At 32.6% G+C, this 15,982-nt stretch carries 17 protein-coding genes; 1 reads left to right on the top strand and 16 read right to left on the bottom strand.

Translation table 11 applies throughout. From position 1 onward, the window contains the following. Nucleotides 1-38: 38 nt before the first annotated feature. The 9 genes from traM to istA form a co-directional block, all read right to left on the bottom strand. Nucleotides 39-1,022 carry a conjugative transposon protein TraM gene (gene traM, locus ACY2RU_RS03895; RefSeq protein WP_490137094.1) on the bottom strand — a complete coding sequence of 328 codons (984 nt, stop codon included), beginning with the start codon at nucleotides 1,020-1,022 and terminating at the stop codon, nucleotides 39-41. Then, on the bottom strand, nucleotides 1,012-1,626 hold the full coding sequence (locus tag ACY2RU_RS03900; protein ID WP_490137095.1) for a conjugal transfer protein TraK: 615 nt from the start codon (nucleotides 1,624-1,626) through the stop codon (nucleotides 1,012-1,014). Before ACY2RU_RS03900 ends, traM begins: the two co-directional genes overlap by 11 nt. 21 nt (nucleotides 1,627-1,647) lie before the next feature. Further along, nucleotides 1,648-2,487, bottom strand: a complete 840-nt coding sequence (locus ACY2RU_RS03905; protein WP_490137096.1) for a hypothetical protein — start codon at nucleotides 2,485-2,487, stop codon at nucleotides 1,648-1,650. Then, complete coding sequence (locus ACY2RU_RS03910; RefSeq protein ID WP_490137097.1) at nucleotides 2,487-3,056, bottom strand: coiled-coil domain-containing protein; 570 nt, start codon at nucleotides 3,054-3,056, stop codon at nucleotides 2,487-2,489. The genes ACY2RU_RS03905 and ACY2RU_RS03910 overlap by 1 nt, the downstream gene beginning before the upstream one ends. 12 nt (nucleotides 3,057-3,068) lie before the next feature. Next, nucleotides 3,069-5,468, bottom strand: coding sequence for a TraG family conjugative transposon ATPase (locus ACY2RU_RS03915; protein WP_490137098.1), 2,400 nt, complete (start codon nucleotides 5,466-5,468; stop codon nucleotides 3,069-3,071). Then, nucleotides 5,455-5,739 (bottom strand): hypothetical protein, encoded by a 285-nt coding sequence (locus ACY2RU_RS03920; RefSeq protein ID WP_490137099.1) that lies wholly within the window; start codon nucleotides 5,737-5,739, stop codon nucleotides 5,455-5,457. Before ACY2RU_RS03920 ends, ACY2RU_RS03915 begins: the two co-directional genes overlap by 14 nt. Nucleotide 5,740: 1 nt before the next feature. After that, complete coding sequence (locus tag ACY2RU_RS03925) at nucleotides 5,741-6,028, bottom strand: hypothetical protein (RefSeq protein WP_490137100.1); 288 nt, start codon at nucleotides 6,026-6,028, stop codon at nucleotides 5,741-5,743. 370 nt (nucleotides 6,029-6,398) lie between these two features. Beyond that, complete coding sequence (gene istB / locus ACY2RU_RS03930) at nucleotides 6,399-7,130, bottom strand: IS21-like element helper ATPase IstB (RefSeq protein ID WP_490137101.1); 732 nt, start codon at nucleotides 7,128-7,130, stop codon at nucleotides 6,399-6,401. A gap of 22 nt (nucleotides 7,131-7,152) precedes the next feature. Then, a complete protein-coding gene (istA, locus tag ACY2RU_RS03935; RefSeq protein ID WP_490137102.1) occupies nucleotides 7,153-8,697 on the bottom strand; it encodes an IS21 family transposase in 1,545 nt (514 codons plus the stop codon). A gap of 100 nt (nucleotides 8,698-8,797) precedes the next feature. Here istA and ACY2RU_RS03940 point away from each other — a divergent pair, with 100 nt between their 5' ends. Then, the gene (locus tag ACY2RU_RS03940) at nucleotides 8,798-9,400 is read left to right on the top strand and encodes an N-acetylmuramoyl-L-alanine amidase family protein (RefSeq protein ID WP_490137103.1); all 603 of its coding nucleotides are present in this window, start codon (nucleotides 8,798-8,800) and stop codon (nucleotides 9,398-9,400) included. Nucleotides 9,401-9,454: 54 nt separating this feature from the next. Here ACY2RU_RS03940 and ACY2RU_RS03945 read toward each other — a convergent pair whose 3' ends face one another. The 7 genes from ACY2RU_RS03945 to ACY2RU_RS03975 all read right to left on the bottom strand — a co-directional run bounded on the left by ACY2RU_RS03945 (nucleotide 9,455) and on the right by ACY2RU_RS03975 (nucleotide 15,976). Continuing rightward, complete coding sequence (locus ACY2RU_RS03945) at nucleotides 9,455-9,862, bottom strand: hypothetical protein (protein WP_490137104.1); 408 nt, start codon at nucleotides 9,860-9,862, stop codon at nucleotides 9,455-9,457. 15 nt (nucleotides 9,863-9,877) lie between these two features. Next, nucleotides 9,878-10,612, bottom strand: a complete 735-nt coding sequence (gene qatD, locus ACY2RU_RS03950) for a Qat anti-phage system TatD family nuclease QatD (protein ID WP_490137105.1) — start codon at nucleotides 10,610-10,612, stop codon at nucleotides 9,878-9,880. Then, nucleotides 10,609-11,946, bottom strand: a complete 1,338-nt coding sequence (gene qatC, locus ACY2RU_RS03955; protein WP_490137106.1) for a Qat anti-phage system QueC-like protein QatC — start codon at nucleotides 11,944-11,946, stop codon at nucleotides 10,609-10,611. The genes qatD and qatC overlap by 4 nt, the downstream gene beginning before the upstream one ends. Beyond that, a complete protein-coding gene (qatB, locus tag ACY2RU_RS03960) occupies nucleotides 11,943-12,782 on the bottom strand; it encodes a Qat anti-phage system associated protein QatB (RefSeq protein WP_490137107.1) in 840 nt (279 codons plus the stop codon). The genes qatC and qatB overlap by 4 nt, the downstream gene beginning before the upstream one ends. A 3-nt stretch (nucleotides 12,783-12,785) precedes the next feature. Next, complete coding sequence (locus ACY2RU_RS03965) at nucleotides 12,786-14,630, bottom strand: KAP family P-loop NTPase fold protein (RefSeq protein ID WP_490137108.1); 1,845 nt, start codon at nucleotides 14,628-14,630, stop codon at nucleotides 12,786-12,788. A gap of 147 nt (nucleotides 14,631-14,777) precedes the next feature. Then, nucleotides 14,778-15,440, bottom strand: a complete 663-nt coding sequence (locus ACY2RU_RS03970) for a P-loop NTPase family protein (RefSeq protein ID WP_490137109.1) — start codon at nucleotides 15,438-15,440, stop codon at nucleotides 14,778-14,780. Beyond that, entirely contained in the window at nucleotides 15,437-15,976 is a 540-nt protein-coding gene (locus ACY2RU_RS03975) for a hypothetical protein (protein WP_490137110.1), read from the bottom strand. Before ACY2RU_RS03975 ends, ACY2RU_RS03970 begins: the two co-directional genes overlap by 4 nt. Nucleotides 15,977-15,982: the final 6 nt, after the last annotated feature.

Raw genomic sequence — 15,982 nt, forward strand, 5'->3', positions numbered from 1 at the left:
TAAGTACCCATTATGGGCTTTCATAAGAGTGAGTTTAATTAAATGCCCTTTATAGGCTTTCCAAATTTTTGTACCAATGTTGGTTTTGAAGATTTTAAGATGAGTTTGTAATTATCGGCAATTGTAACTTTTACATTTTTATGATTTCGCTGAAATATTTTTCTAATGCCACTTACTTGTGGTACTCCTGTGATATTGATGTCATCAACAAGGTCGCCTACAACTTCTTGTCTTGCTTCAGCTCTAAAGCTATTTTCAACATAAACACCTTCACTGCCATCTTGTAGGTCAAAAGCTTTTAGTTTAACAGATTTATGGTTAACGTTTTCAATTTTTATGATGGTTCTATTAGACTTAAAGCTTACAAATCCATAAATAGACGTGTTTTTAGGAACGAGCGCATCATTAATTAAAGCATCTTTTTCTAACCGCATTTGCAAACGATAATTTGTCTTTACCGTTTGCGTACCGTCTACTCTCACATAGATAATTGCATCGGTATTTTGAGCATTTAGATTATCATTTTCTACTGGATGCGAAGCAAAAAAAAGCTGATGCTCTAAGGCACGTTCTTTGGCAGCAATATTCATTTCCTTTTCTTCAGTATTATCAATTGTATCTTTTACTGCTTTTATAGATGGTTTAGGAGGGTTGTATCTAGGATTTATATTTTCATACGTCCTTTCAGAATAACGAATTTGTCCTTGTTGGTAGATACTATCTACCATTTGCATTTTCCGCTTATCCAATAAGTTAGGGTCATAAACTCCTGTTGAGTCCAATAAACGTTCATCATAAATACTAGGGGCATTAGTTTGTCTGACTTCTTTTAAATCATCTAATGCTTCTAATTTAGAACCGTATTCCTTTTGGCTGTCTTCTAATTCAGGCACAGGAATTTGATTGTTTTCAATCGTCGCTTCATCATCACTACTCATTATACTTACAGCGTATGACACAATAAAAAGTATCACACATATGACGATTGCAGCAACTACAAGTTTATTTTTTTCAATTTTCATAATCGATTTTTTTAAGTGTGTTTTCAAAAAAGTTGGTAATTAATAATCCGTGAGTATTCTTCGGAAAGTTTCTATCAACATGAATCAAATTACCTGTTGTTGTCAATTCATAAGTATCAACTATAGAACCACGATTGATTTCAAAAATGGTTTTCGTTTCAAACTTATATGGCACTTGTGAAATATCAATTTTAGAATCGATACTTAACACACGTTGCACCAAAGAATATTGAAGCAAACGATTATAGACACCATCTGCTTTTTTCTGTCTGTATAAAGCATCTACAGAACTATTACCAAGCCAAAGAGCTTTCTCTAAATGCTTTTCATAATTACTTGCATCAATGTGATAGAAATAGGTGTGAAACAACTCTAAATGCGCCAATGCTTCTACGCCTAAATTTTCTTGTTGCGACACTAATTTCAAAGGAATAACACTGCCATCTGTATTGACCACAAAAGCATTATTAACAGTTTCTTTATGAAGTTTTACAACCAGAACTACCGAAACAATGCACGTCAATACAGCTCCAATAACGACTGCTAAAACAATGAAGCGATTTAGCTTCAATATGTTGTAAATATTTTTATAAGGTGTTTTCATTATTTTTTAATTAAATCTGCCTTAGGCAGCAAATAGCTTAAAGACAAAAGAAGTAGCACGACGATAGAGTTTGAATTTGAGTAAGACAATAAAACCAATAGAACCGAATTGTAACAAAGGCGCAAAAAAGTTGCTTCCCCAATCAGTACCAAATAAGTCCTCCCAGAAATTGGTGTTGATTTCGGTATAGAGATTATTCACAAATACATTCACTAGGAAAAAAGCAGGTACTAACATATACACACCTGCGTAGAGTTTAAAGAAATTGTACGCCAAGGTTCTGAACTTCTCAAACACTGCCAAACTTATTACCAAAGGAAAAAAAGCTTGCATAATTCCTAATAAAAAGAAACGTTCCGCAAGAAATAAAGGATAGATAAACAAGTCTAATAACCACAGAAACATTGCCATGATAAAAGACAAAACCTTTAAGCCATACAAAGGTGTTACCAAAGCTTCATAGAGCATTGCCAATGCTTTTTTGGCGGCTTCCAAAGCACCCACATCCTGTTCCAAATCAATATCTTGCATTTGTAACGGAAGGAGTGCTGGAGCCGTGTCTCGGTATTGAGATTCAATAGCAACCAAAATGGTATCAAAGACACCCAATACCTGTGTAGAGAAAATAACTAATATAATGACTGCAAAGTTTTTCGCCAATTCCGAAGGTGTTAATCCCCAGGTATAACCCTCATTATTAGCTACACCTTCATTGTATTTTTTTAGGATGTTAATTAGGAAAAATAATATGGCAAGTGTTTTCATTCCAGTAATGGTGTACTGCGAAAAATCACTGTTTTTGATGGTGGTAAAAACAGCATCAATATATTCTAACCCTATGCCTAAAAAAATACCACTCATTAGTAATTGGTTTCTCTATTGTTGATTTTATGCTGCATTTCTCTAAAAGCAATAATCTCTCGATAACGTCTTGTCTTTGCCTCAATTTCAGCAACCATTTCCTTGGATTCCAACTCCTTTGCTTTTAGAACTTCGGCACGTTCGGCATCAGTCATTTTCATATTATCACTGGAGAGTATCTTATCTATATACTCCAGTCCATCCATTGAGTTCTGTATAATTGCATCGAAAGAATCAGAAATACGGGTCACTTCGTTGGGCTTTATATAAGGCGAGTTCAAAATCTCACGTAAATCGTCTTGCACCACATTGTACAAGCGTTCATTGTTTTTTGCCAGTTCCCTAACTGCTTTTAATTGTTTAATTACGCTATTGACCTTGTCGATATTCTCTTTTTGTTTTTTTAAGAACTTTACGGTCTTCATCAAATTGGCAGTTTGTTTTCCAGACTCTAGCAATGATTTTACAAATGAGATAAAATTTGTGTTGTCATACACAGGCATCCCTTGGGCTGTTCCTTTGAAGCTTATCATTGTGATAAGCACTACTGTAAAAATGGTTTTTTTCATAATAATTTGATTTTAAGAATTAGTAAATATGTTGATGGTTTTTTCCATCGACTTGTGTTCATTATATAGTTGCATAATTTGCTCACTTTCTTTTCCATCTGTGAGGTATGCTGCATACACTTCTTTAGGAACTTCTAATCGAAAGATGTTACTTTCCTTGCCTATTTTGATAAACATTTCGGTGTATTTTCTGTTACCAGTTAAATTGTTTCTGATGGATTTCAATTGGTTTAAGTCGTGGCTGGAAAGGTTCAAGCGTTTCTGTAATTCTGCATAGCCTTTTTCATTCCGAAGGCTATACACCACTTGTGTATTTTCCAAAATACTTGCTGATGTAGAGTTATTAGGCAACTGATTTATGGATTGCAGAATGATTCCAATAGCACCATTTTGTTTTCGGATGGCTTGATAGTAGAATTCTACACTTTCAAGCACATTATCGAACTTCAATTGTTTGGCAAACTCATCAAAAAGGATAATCCCTCGTTCTGAACGATTACGCCAAATGGTACGTTGAATAGCTGATTTAATCAACTTCAACATTACCGATAAAATTTCCTTGTTGTCCTTGACTTCATCAAGTTCAAAAACAATCATTCGTTTGTCTTCAATCTTATAGGTTTGGTCTTCACTTACGTTGAATAAGAAACTGTACAAACCGTCATCTACATATTCCGAAAGGATGTGTAAAAAGTTATAGATGCTGAAATAGTCTTCCTGAATTTTCAATTCCTGGATAAGCGTATCCTTTTTATCATCTACAAATTGATACAGTGATGCTAATGAATGATTGTCTTCAATGGAATTGTAGTAGTAGCGAAGCACCTTTTTAATAGCCACTTCTTCGGCTTTGGTCGCTTCTTTTCCTGAGGCTAATAACTCCAATAAAAAAACTCCTAAATCTTCTAACCGTTCAGGTGTTAAATCTTCTATAGAAGAAATATAAAACGGATTGATGCCTAAATTTTTTCCTTGCTCATAACGTAGAATAATATGATCGTCCGGATAGAGCTTTGCAAACTTGGAATATGAACCACCTAAATCTATAATCACCAGACGGACATTACTCTCAAAATACTGGCGAAGTATATTATTTGCTAAAAACGATTTTCCTTCGCCAGTTGGTGCAAAAATGGCAAAATTTCGTGCTTTAATGCGTTTCTTTTGTTCATCCCAAACATCTTTTAAAACTGGAATATTATGCTGTCTATCGTTAAAGATAATACCAACTTCATCGGATTTGTAATTACTGTTATTGATATATAAACACAAGGCGTGTTTTAAATCCGTCACATACAAATCTTCGTTAGAAAAATTGGAAGCAAAGCAGCAATAAGAATTTAAAAAATAGTTTTTCCGTTCTTCTCCTTTTGGGTAATATGGAACAATATCGAGTTCTTTAAATTCTGTTTTTATTTTGGAAGCAATGTTGCTTAATTCTGCTTCCTCTTTAGACCAGAAAACTACATTGAGATGTCCTCGAATTATTCGTGCAGAATCGTCTTCGTTAATTTTAGCAACGATGTCTTCAATCTTCTTTAAGATGACTTTATTCTGCGTACCAAAATTGGAACTCTTATTAAGTTCTTCTATTTTCTTGTCGAGTAGTTTTCGCCATTTGTGCTTGTCATCTAAATAAATGATTTGATTGATGATATGATTTTCATTGAGATTCAATCCTAATCCATCTATAAATCCTTGATGAAATACAAAATCATCCGACGTGAATTTATCATTGGTTTTACTGCTCTGCACAACATCCCCAAAACAGAGTTCACTATTAACCGCCAATACATCAAAATGATTTTCGCCAATTTCAATATTCGTTTTCTTTAACTGAATATCGGTATCAAAGCCCTCATTAAATCCGTTGAAGTATGCATTGCATACATTTAGTATTTGATTCTCTTTGAGTGGTGTAAACCTTACTTTTCGGCTGTTATTAATAAATGAAATAGCATCGTTTACCGAAGTGATAAATTCCTGAACATTGTGGTCCATTTTCTTATGAATCCCTTTCTCTACTTTTCTGAAAGGGTTCGTGAATTTTGAAGCATTCAAGGCTTTGTTAAATGGTAGAATAAAAAACAAATAGCAACTATGTTTTAGATAGTTTCTTCCTTTAAAATAGTTGCAAGTAGCCTTTTCCAAGAAGGTTTCATTTTTAATACCTTTTGCGTCGAATGACGCCTTTTTGTAAATATCTTGCTTATGAATAACCGTACTTGTCGGCAAGGATTTAAATGCTTGAAACCACGAACCGTGAATATCTTCAAAATCCGATTCAGACAAAGAATATATTTCAGGCAAATCACCTTTATAACACAATACTACATTGCCATTATTGGCAAACACGATGTGTTCTTCAATGCTTAAAATAGGATGGTATGCAGATAGATTAATCTTGTTCATAATGTAAACGACTGTGTTTTTTATTGCTGATGGTTTGTGGAAATACTTTTTGAAACTGCAAGAGCGCTGGATTTTTGGTAATATGTGTCAAGCCAACATAGAGTGCCGCATTAAACACAAAAATCGAAATGATAATTGTAAAACTGAATGAGAAAATGATGAACAATAATGAGCCAATTACGGCTGTCATCATAAGAGCGAACAGTGAAATGGGTAAGCCCATTATCACTGCACGCTTTCGTATATTTTTATAGACTTCGAATCGTTTCATACTAAACTACGATTCCGATTAGGTAAGTAAAGATGCCTACTACTGCTCCAGCAATGAGAACAAATACTAATACACGAGTAATTCCCTTTTTTAAATCAGCGTTTTCTCCAAAGAAATGTCCGGCATTAAATAGAAAACCTATTAAAAAGATGACACCTAATATGATGGGGAAAATGGCTCGAATGGTATCGGAAACATCATTAACGGAATCTTCAATACCTCCAATTTGTGCAAATAAGGCATTTGAAATAAGTAGCAATAAAGTGGTTAAAGAGAGTGATTTTTTCATATCGGAATAGGTTTAAAATTTACTTGATTTTGATATTCGAAAAAAACTTTATATTGTTATTCAAAATAGTGATAATCAGTAATTTGTGAATAAAATAAATTATAAATCGTATTGTATTTAATTGATGTGAATTGACATTAAATCGTATTAAAAATGGAAAGTGCTATGTTGATAAGTCTAAAACTTTTGAAGTACGCGAAGCTCAAAAACGTCTGTTTTACGATTTTGATGCTGAAAATGTGTTTTGTTTTTGGTCAGAAAAAAGTAATTGTAATTGATTGGAAAGTCCGATTAAACAGAGCCACTCATTCCGGATGAAATTGAGCAGAGTAAATCAAGTGTTAAAATCGATTCAATTTGTATGTTAAAATTAGTGTTTTTTTCTTAATTTTTTTCTCATAGATTCACCTTTTAAGTTAATTCTATATGCCGAGTGTACAATTCTATCTAAAATAGCATCTGCAATGGTTTGTTCTCCAATGATTTGATGCCAAGCTTCAGTAGGTAATTGAGAAGCAATAATAGTTGCTTTCTTTCCGTGTCTATCTTCTATAATTTCCATAAATATGTGTCTATTAGTGCTATCAAGGGCTCTTAATCCAAAGTCATCAAGTATTAATAAATCTTGTTTTTCTATTTTATTGATTTCCTTTGTATAAGTACCATCAGCTTTAGATGTTTTTAACTTGGTAAATAATTTATGAGTATTAAAATACATCACTTTATATCCTAGAGAACAGGCTTGGTGTCCTATTGCAGAGGCAATAAAACTTTTACCAACACCAGTACTTCCAGTGATTAAAATGCTTTCGTTATTTTTAATAAACTCACCACTGGCAAAACGATGTATTTGATTTTTATCAATATTTCGATGCTGATGGTAATCAATCTCTTCAAAAATAGCCCTGTATCTAAATTTAGCAGCCTTGGTAAGACGTTCTATTTTTCTGTTGACCCTGTCATCCCATTCAGACTGTAATAAATAAGCAATATGCTCATCATTTGTATACTGGATACTGTTTGCTTGTAAGGTTTCATTAAATGCTCTGTGCATTCCATGGAATCTTAATTGTTTCATTTGTTCTAATGTTTGTGTATTCATATGTAATTAGTTTTAGTGTTATTTACTTGTAATAATTTCTTCCTCTGATGTTTTTATGATAAGGTACTTCTGTAGCTTCTTCGGTGGGTTCCTCAATAGCATCCCAGCCTTTTTCTAAAATACGTTCAATGATTTTGTAGTTATATGCCTGATAACTCAAGGCTCTTTTACGGGCATTATTTAATCGTGTGTTACCTACTTTCTTTGCTAGGTGTAAAATGCCTAAACAAGATTTATAGGATTGTTCTGGGTGTTGTTTTTTATCTAAAATCTTAGTAATAAAGTATTTACATTCTTCACCGATATATCCTGCCCAGTTGATAAACTTCTCTGGACTCCATTCGCTAACAAAACGATGAAAAGAAGGGATGTGCTGATCTATAGTGCTATACTGATACTTACTTTTAATTCTGGTATGTATAGCAATACGTTCTTGTCTATAGTAAATTTCAACTACACTGTTTGAAAAAACGATGCGAACCTTTTTTCCTATATACTGATAAGGAGCACTGTAATAATGTTTGTCTTTACTTAAATAAATATGACTATTCTTATGAACGGTACCATTTGCATAATCTTTGAGTTCATACTTTTTTGATGGTAAAGGATCTAGTGTCTGGCTTTCAACTTCTTTAAATAAGGAAGTTCTAGAATAACTTCTTCCCCTAAAAGACATATCATTATGCTGTTCTAACTGTTCCAGTATCGCTTTATTAATACTAACAACATCATGGAAGGTTTGATTTCTTAGCGGTGCAAAAACTCGAGTATAAATAATACGTACTGCATTTTCTACAATGGCTTTATCTCTTGGTTTGTAAGCTCTGGTAGGTAATACTGTAGTACCATAATATTCTGCAAAGTCAGCAAAAGTTTCATTTACTTTGGGTTCATAACGACTGCTTTTAGTGACAGCTGCTTTTAAATTATCTACAACCAAAGCTTTAGGAACGCCTCCATAATACCATAAAGCATTTTCGATACAGCGAATAAAATCTGCTTTCTTTTGACTCGAACAAGCTTCTACATAGGTATATTGACTACTGCCTAAAACACATACAAAAATCTCTAATTCTTGTATTTCCCCTGTATGCTCATCTACGATGGTTAATTTCTTTCCTGTGAAGTCTATAAATAATTTATCACCTGCTTTGTGTTCAAAATGCATTACTGGTGAAACTTCCTTTCTCCATTGACTATACCAATAGAAAAATTGAGACCTACCAAATCCATCTGGATGCTTGGATATATATTCTTCCCACAGTAGATAACGAGTAACTCCTGTACGTTTAAGTTCTTTGTCAAAATAAGGAAAGTACTGTTCTAAAATACTTAAACGGGTGGTCTTAGGTCTTTCTTCTGATCTAAATAGGGTGGTTAATTCCTCTATAGTCATTGAAGACACTTCGTATCCTGTTAATTTGTATCGCTGAAAAAAATCAATGTATTTACTAACAGTATTGCGAGAAATACCCGTTTGTGAGCTTATCTTTCGCTTGCTGATTCCTTGGGTATAAAACTTAAAAATCTTCTTTACTTTACGCATCTCTATTTGTTTGTTTGCCATTATGTTTTTATCAAATAAAACATTTTATGACCTACAAATAGAATCGACTCTTTTTAGTGGCTCAATTTAGTCCGGAATAACTGGTTCACTTTGACCCGGATTGGGTGGCTCAATTTATACCGGAATCAGTGGTATACTTTCCCCGGAATTTGCAATTGATGTTGGACATGGTGGAAATGATACTGGTGCAATTGGTATAAATCATATCCAAGAAAAAGAAGTGGTTTTGAATGTTGCCAAAGAAATTATTAAGCTGAATAAGCTAATTTTTGATGATAAACTAGATGTCTATTTAACTCGATATTCAGACACCTTAATTCCTTTATCACATAGAAGTCGATTAACTAAAGTTTTAAATGCTGATGTATTTGTGTCGTTGCATTGTAATGCTTCTCCAAATACCTCTAAAGGAATGGAAGTTTATGTACATAATAGCGATAACTCAAATACCAAGCCTTCCATTGAATTAGGATTATCAATTTTAAATGAAAGTACTCAAAAATTAGGTTTTAAAAAACGAGGTGTGAAGTTTGCTAATTTTCAAGTGTTACGAGAAACTATATTTCGTCCAGCTCTACTTTTAGAATTAGGGTTTATAACACATATAGATGAAGCGGGTTATTTTCTAAAAACTAAAAATATTAGGGGTATGGCATTGGCTGTATTGCTTGGAGTTATTAATTATTTAAAACTGGAATCATGAAGGAATTGTTTGTTGAAGTTGTGAAAATCATTGCTAAAATAGCTAGAGAATTACTTAAATTAAAGACTTGGAGATTTTAGCGTAGATATAATCATTACCAGTGTCTTCAACATTATAGTGATTCTTTAAATAAAAGTGCTTTAATTTAACTGGACTTGAAGAATCTTTACCATCCACCAATTCGCCAATTATTCTTTTAAACCCATTTTTAAGTGCCCATTCTTCAAAATAAGTTAGTGCTTTTGTTCCCAATCCTTCATTCTCTTTGCTTCCGTAAACCTTAATCAAATAAATTTTTAATTCATCTCTATACTTGGCAAAATCTATTTCAAAAATTTGACTACTAGGGTTGGTTTTATACCCATAAATTTTAGGATAGTCAGAGTTCAATGCAATTTGAATCTTTTTGCCATTATGTATAATTACTCCTATAATCGTATCAGTTAATTTGAATGTTGTCATTATAGATCTTCTATTTTAACTTCTTACTAAATCATAAAAATTTTGTAGAACTATACTCTTTAGCTCACCATTATTATTACATTTCTTTAAGACACATAGATTATCCAATATTAAATTTACCATTAAAGGTGTGAACTTTTTAGTTTCTTTGGATATAAATGGACCATCTGATTCTAACAAAATTTGATGATTAGGAATACAATTAATGATTTTTTGACCATTTTTAGATTTGGTCATTTGATAATTTACTGAAATATAATATCCTCTTGAAATTGCTCTTTCAAGATTTTTAATAGAGCCTGAATACCAATGTAAAATTACCTTTCCTGGGAAATCATCACCTAAGATATCGAGTAATTCATTTTCTGCTCTTCTGCTATGAATTGTTAATACCTTGTCTCGATAATCTGAGCAAGTAGCAACTATTTTTTCAAAGACTTCTTTTTGTTTTTTATAATCTGAAGGAGACTTATTAAAATTATCTAGTCCTATTTCTCCAATATATTTTGTTTTTTCAATTAACTCAATAAATTTTTTAATTTCTTTAAACCTTTGTCCAACCAATTCAGGGTGTAAGCCAAGAGCTGGTCTTATGTACTTAGTGCCCTTTGTTATGTTTTCAGTATGAAAAAAAACTTCAGGACTATTTGTTACAGCAATTGTATATACTTCGGATTTTTCTATTTGCTTTACAACCTCAACAGGATTAGGCATCAAGTCTAAATGAAAATGTGTATCGTGATATTTCATTCTAAAAATTCTTTTACTTCTTTCATACCACGTTTATAAACATTTATATACTCATCAAGCTCATTTTTATTTTCAAATGGTATAGGTCCTGAACTAAGAATATCAAACATTATATTTCTTGTTGATTTTGATTCTAATCGTTTAAGGGAAAGTTTGAACGCCCTAATATCACTTCCTGAGACTAATTTCTGTGACGGAGTACTTTGAGTTATGTTATGCACATATTCAGTTCCAGTTATATTACTTTTTTTCTCAGCAGCTTGCCTTATAATACATGGTACACAATATCCACATTGAATACCTGGTCTCATTCCTGAGTATCTACTATTCTCTGAATGAGAACAGGAAAGAGTTTCTGAATTTAAGGTTTTAAGAAGCCTTTGATTATCACACTCCACCATCATTTCCCCTTTTGTCTTCCATTGATACGGATTAAGAATTTTATTATTTATTCCTAACTCTAAAACTACTTTTTTAAAAGTAGATAAATAAAAAGGATGAGTAGTTCTAGTACTATGACTACTTAGCCTAGTTCCTGTCAAAGGAACGTTTAAGGAAATCAAACCATTTTCAGGGACTATAAATTCTATATTTTCATCTAAAGTATTAGCTATAACTAAACCTAGACATAAAAATAAGAATGACCTTGCTCTCGAAGTTTCCTCTTTTGTAGCGTTTTTATGTTGCTGGTTAGGCTGCACATAAAACTGATAATTTGTAAAAGAATCATCTCCATATTTCTTTCTCAAATTCTCATATAATTTAGTTTGGGCACTTTTATCAGCACCTCTCTTATAGTGACTAACAAAAGAAACCTTATTATTACCTTCTAATAAATCAAGAGCCCCTATAAAAGAATCCATTCCTCCCGAAAACAAAGCTACTTTCTCTATTTTTTCAGGATTGTCGTCATTTATAAGTTTAGCTTGTTTCCCTTCTATTATTACTTTTTGTCTGAAAAAAATTTCCCATTTATCACCACTTAGGAATGAGAGTAATTTTTCTAAATCTTCTTTTGTATTTTCCCATTTTTCAAGAGAGGAAACAGGCATGTACAATCTAAAGTGACGACTCCATTCTTGAAAACCATATATTTTTCTTGACACAACTTGGTCAGTTGTATAAATACCAAGGGATAGGTGGAGTAGGTCTTCAGCAGTATCTCTAGGTTCTATTTTAGATGATTTAAATTCTTTAAAAACGTTTGTTCCAAACGCAGAGGGCATATCTGGTAGTTGAACCGTGTTTAAGATATATTTTTCTTCCGAACTAGAAACTTTCTTATCAAAAGTATCTTTCTCGTTGTTTCTTATAATTATGTTCCAAATTCTCATTTCTCTAGTGTTGAATATGCAAGTTCAAATATGTCATTAACTAATTCACGTCCTTTACCTTGAGCTAAATCTATTTTTGAAATATCAGTTTTTTTGAATCCACTTTTTACTTCATCCCTTATGAAAAACCTCATTTCATTTTCTAATTTTATTGCCTCAATTTCTGATAAATCGTTTCGTTCGAGAGCAATTCCAGCTTCATATACCCATTTTTTAAAAATATAGGCACTGACAAACTCAATTACTGTATCTGATAATGTTTCAGAATCGAGATTATCAAGTGATTCCATATCTTTTCCACTGTCTAGAACTTTTTCGTAGAGCTTATCAAATGCAATCATCATGGCAGCCCGAGCTATAGCTTCATCGTTAGTACTTCCAGTAGGAGCTATTCTATCAGCAATTTTTGCCATAACCTCCTCACTAGATTTACCCACACAATCTGAGAGGTCATATTTATTTAAAGTTTCATTAAACCCTTCTCTGGAAACATCTGACAAAAACCCAATATAGCTTTTACCTACATTAATTCCTGCTATTGAAGCCCTAGTAACTGCTTTACTCCCTCCAGATGATTTTATATATGATTTTGCAAAAGTTTTAAAACTAGAACCACGACCTCCATTTGAGATTCTTGTAAGAATACTTTTAGTTCCTGTTAATTTTTGTTCAGGAACCATATCAGATTTAGAATCTGGTGTTGAACTTGGAGAATTCTCAAGCTCTTCTCCATTTTCATCTTGTCCTGTTTCAGGAGAACTATCCGGACTGTTTGCCCAACTAGGTAATAATGGTGTTTTTCCCTTTGGTCCTGTACCTGATGCAGAAGTTCCCATAATCTATTCTATATTTTTTAATTTACGCTTAGCAATTCCTGCTAAACGTTTATTAGTTGAACTTAGACTCCAATTTTGTATCATTTTAATTACCGTTGGTTGATGAGAAGTTCCTTCCGATATTTCTTGTAACCAAGTAGTAATACTCAGTGACAAAACTTGATGGGGTAATTTGTCTATTAAACTTAATAATTGTGAAATGAGTTCTTTTCTAGCACTACAAAAGTCTATTAAACGTTTTATAGTCGGTGATTCTCCTGACTGTTCACCTTCATTTTTCATCTTATCTGCAAGTGATTCAAATATAGCCGAAGAATCCCCATCGCTAAGAGAACTTGATTCCTTTAAAGCTAAGCTTCTTATCGTTTCAGAATCATTAAGAATTTTAATATACAAATCTTGAGCTTGGGAACTCATTCTTTGAATATTCGTTCCCGATACAGATAATTTATCTCTTGAATAATAAAAATAGGATTGTAAGTTTACATCTGACAAATAAGGTTCTGATGATAACCATTTTCTAATCCAAGAATCTTGTAAATAACTTTGATATTCAACAGATAATTCTTCATATTTCTCATCATCATCTTTAAGCACAGCTTCTTCCATCAATTTTAATTCGAGAATTATACCTTGATTTTTGGCTTGTTGCTGGTAAAAACTTTTAAAAGTTTCTGATTTGAAGTATTCTAACAACATTAGTTTTGCCAATATACGCTTGTCAAGGTTCTCTCCTTTTGATTTTGCCATTTGATGTCTTAGCAAAAGTGTATTTAAGAACCTCTTAGTTTGCCTCGGGTTACCATTTAGGCCTACCGCTAAAACAGAGACCAATTGAGCAGAAAGAAGTAGAGCTTCTTTTAAATCATCACTTACATCATTAATAAAATCACTAGCATTTTCGAGTCTAAATGTAAATCCAAATTGGTCTTTATTTTTTTCTTCTAAAACGCCGATTCTTATATGCTCAAATTCCCCCACATCAGCATATAGATTAGTGAATAATAAATTAACATATGTTGTTAATTCTAAATCACTAAGTGGCGGTATTCGTATTGGATATTGTATAAGTTTTTCAAGGTAATCACGTCCTACTTCCGTATTATCTCCAGGGATTTCAGGAAATCTTCTTCTGACAGCATGTTTAATAAGCCTTTCATCTGCTCCAATTATAAAGGCTGTCTTTTTTGCAAACAAAAATAATTTTATTGCCTCAAGAGTCCCTATGACTGTATCGTGTGAACACCTATCCAAATCATCTATGAATACTATTATTTTTTCAATACTAGTTTCTTTAATTAATTCCTCAAAAGCTAAATGAAATTCTTGAATATCATTTTTTAGAATCTCATCTGGGTCTGTACTCTCATTTTGTTTTTTTATATAATCTTCATAATTTGCATTGGACAGTTTACCTAAAACATCTGTAGTAGTAGTTAATGCAAGCCCTGCAGGCCCCATTAACATAAATCCTGCTCCATGTTTTACAGCTGATTGACCTATTTTCAGTAAATCAATTTTTTTGAGTAGTCTGGCAGCTATTTTTAATGCTTTGTCCTGTGGCTTTCTTTCTTTGATAATTTCATTAACAATTCTTCCCATTAGGACTGTTTTGGTATCTTCATAACCTTCAAACAACCATCCATTAAAATTAATGATTAAGACATCTTTCTCTTCTGAGTAAGTTTCTTCAACCATTTTCATAAGACTAGATTTTCCGCTCCCCCAATCACCAAAAACCCCTATACTGCAAGGTAACAATCGTGGATTATTCACAATGCTTGTAACAGCATTTACTAGATGCTGATAATCTATAAAATCGGAATTGGTTTCGTTATCATTCCACATATATCGATGTTATTTTTAAAATAGAAAAGCCAATGAATATCCATTAGCTTTATAAAAATCTATGTCTGGCTTTATCGACTATAAATATATTAAAATTTTAACATAATTTCTTACGGATTTCCGTAATTAAATACCTCACTTGTAAGTTTATAATCTCTTATCCTTACTCCCCTTATCAAACCCAATCAAATTAAACAATTCTCGCATCCGAGAACGTACACGATTTCCATAACGTTCTTCAATTTCTTCAGCATTTAGGTTTGTGGTGCAATGCGTTTTAAATTTGTATTTTAAAAATAGTTCATGGCGAGAGAGTATGACTTCTCCCATTACGTTACAGTCTTTACCAAAATAACGTCCTGTTGGTTCGATACCTAAATCATCAAAGCAATAAAATCTATTATCCCCATATTGCTCAATGATTTTGTAACCAATATGATTAAAAGCAAATGTTACATTACGAGTTGGTATCATTTCATAGGTTTGATAATGTGGTGTAATATGTCGAATCAATTTCATTAAAGACGTTTTACCACAACCTACAGGACCAGACAATAAAATACCCTTATTGATATCGATGTTCAATTTCTTACAAGCTTGCCAATCTCTAATTTGGTAATTGCAAAGTTTGTAGAGTATATCGCGGTCTTCTTTGTAGATTTTAAACTTCCTCCCAAATAACAATTTTCCTTTGGCGTCCAGATACACCAGAATCTTTTCAAAATCGTAGAGAATATGATTTCCTTTCAATTCACCCAATTTGTATTGAACATTTTCTTCTGTGACGATATGTGGTGTTGGATTATTCATAAAGGTTCGTTGTAATCCTTATCTGTAGTTGTCTTTAGGTTGTCCCGATATTGGTCAACCGCTTGTTGTTTGTTCTGGCTTTTAGAATTATTAGTCTTTGAATTATTAAAATTTTGCGGTTTGTTATTGTTTTTTTGGTTTGTTACTGTTTGTATATGTTTGTTTATAGATACTAGTGCTTGTCCATCGCTAGTACAATTTTTGGTCTGGTTAGAGTCCATTGCTTGTCCACCACTAGTACAAAAATTGAACATCCTAATTTTGCTTCCGTGAAATGAGTTGTGTGAGGGCAAGTATTTGAAATAACTCCAATGATTTAACTCTTTTATACAACGATGGTAGGTGGTTCTTGAACCAATTTTAGAGAGCTTCATCACATCATCTCTATTGATGAAGAATTCATCTCTAAAAAAGTTGGTATTCCACAAGTAGAACAAAGCAAAGTACAGGCTTATATGGGTTGGATTTAATCGAGAATCTTTGGATATATGTACAAATACAGCATTAAGATGCTTGATGTAGTTAATGTCTTCCAAAACAGA

The sequence above is a fragment of the Ulvibacter sp. 2305UL32-6 genome (assembly GCF_058148545.1).

Bases quoted from the DNA above. Each gene is read 5' to 3' on its own strand.
- traM (WP_490137094.1), bottom strand. From the start codon at position 1,022: ATGAAAATTGAAAAAAATAAACTTGTAGTTGCTGCAATCGTCATATGT.
- ACY2RU_RS03900 (WP_490137095.1), bottom strand. From the start codon at position 1,626: ATGAAAACACCTTATAAAAATATTTACAACATATTGAAGCTAAATCGC.
- ACY2RU_RS03905 (WP_490137096.1), bottom strand. From the start codon at position 2,487: ATGAGTGGTATTTTTTTAGGCATAGGGTTAGAATATATTGATGCTGTT.
- ACY2RU_RS03910 (WP_490137097.1), bottom strand. From the start codon at position 3,056: ATGAAAAAAACCATTTTTACAGTAGTGCTTATCACAATGATAAGCTTC.
- ACY2RU_RS03915 (WP_490137098.1), bottom strand. From the start codon at position 5,468: ATGAACAAGATTAATCTATCTGCATACCATCCTATTTTAAGCATTGAA.
- ACY2RU_RS03920 (WP_490137099.1), bottom strand. From the start codon at position 5,739: ATGAAACGATTCGAAGTCTATAAAAATATACGAAAGCGTGCAGTGATA.
- ACY2RU_RS03925 (WP_490137100.1), bottom strand. From the start codon at position 6,028: ATGAAAAAATCACTCTCTTTAACCACTTTATTGCTACTTATTTCAAAT.
- istB (WP_490137101.1), bottom strand. From the start codon at position 7,130: ATGAATACACAAACATTAGAACAAATGAAACAATTAAGATTCCATGGA.
- istA (WP_490137102.1), bottom strand. From the start codon at position 8,697: ATGGCAAACAAACAAATAGAGATGCGTAAAGTAAAGAAGATTTTTAAG.
- ACY2RU_RS03945 (WP_490137104.1), bottom strand. From the start codon at position 9,862: ATGACAACATTCAAATTAACTGATACGATTATAGGAGTAATTATACAT.
- qatD (WP_490137105.1), bottom strand. From the start codon at position 10,612: ATGAAATATCACGATACACATTTTCATTTAGACTTGATGCCTAATCCT.
- qatC (WP_490137106.1), bottom strand. From the start codon at position 11,946: ATGAGAATTTGGAACATAATTATAAGAAACAACGAGAAAGATACTTTT.
- qatB (WP_490137107.1), bottom strand. From the start codon at position 12,782: ATGGGAACTTCTGCATCAGGTACAGGACCAAAGGGAAAAACACCATTA.
- ACY2RU_RS03965 (WP_490137108.1), bottom strand. From the start codon at position 14,630: ATGTGGAATGATAACGAAACCAATTCCGATTTTATAGATTATCAGCAT.
- ACY2RU_RS03970 (WP_490137109.1), bottom strand. From the start codon at position 15,440: ATGAATAATCCAACACCACATATCGTCACAGAAGAAAATGTTCAATAC.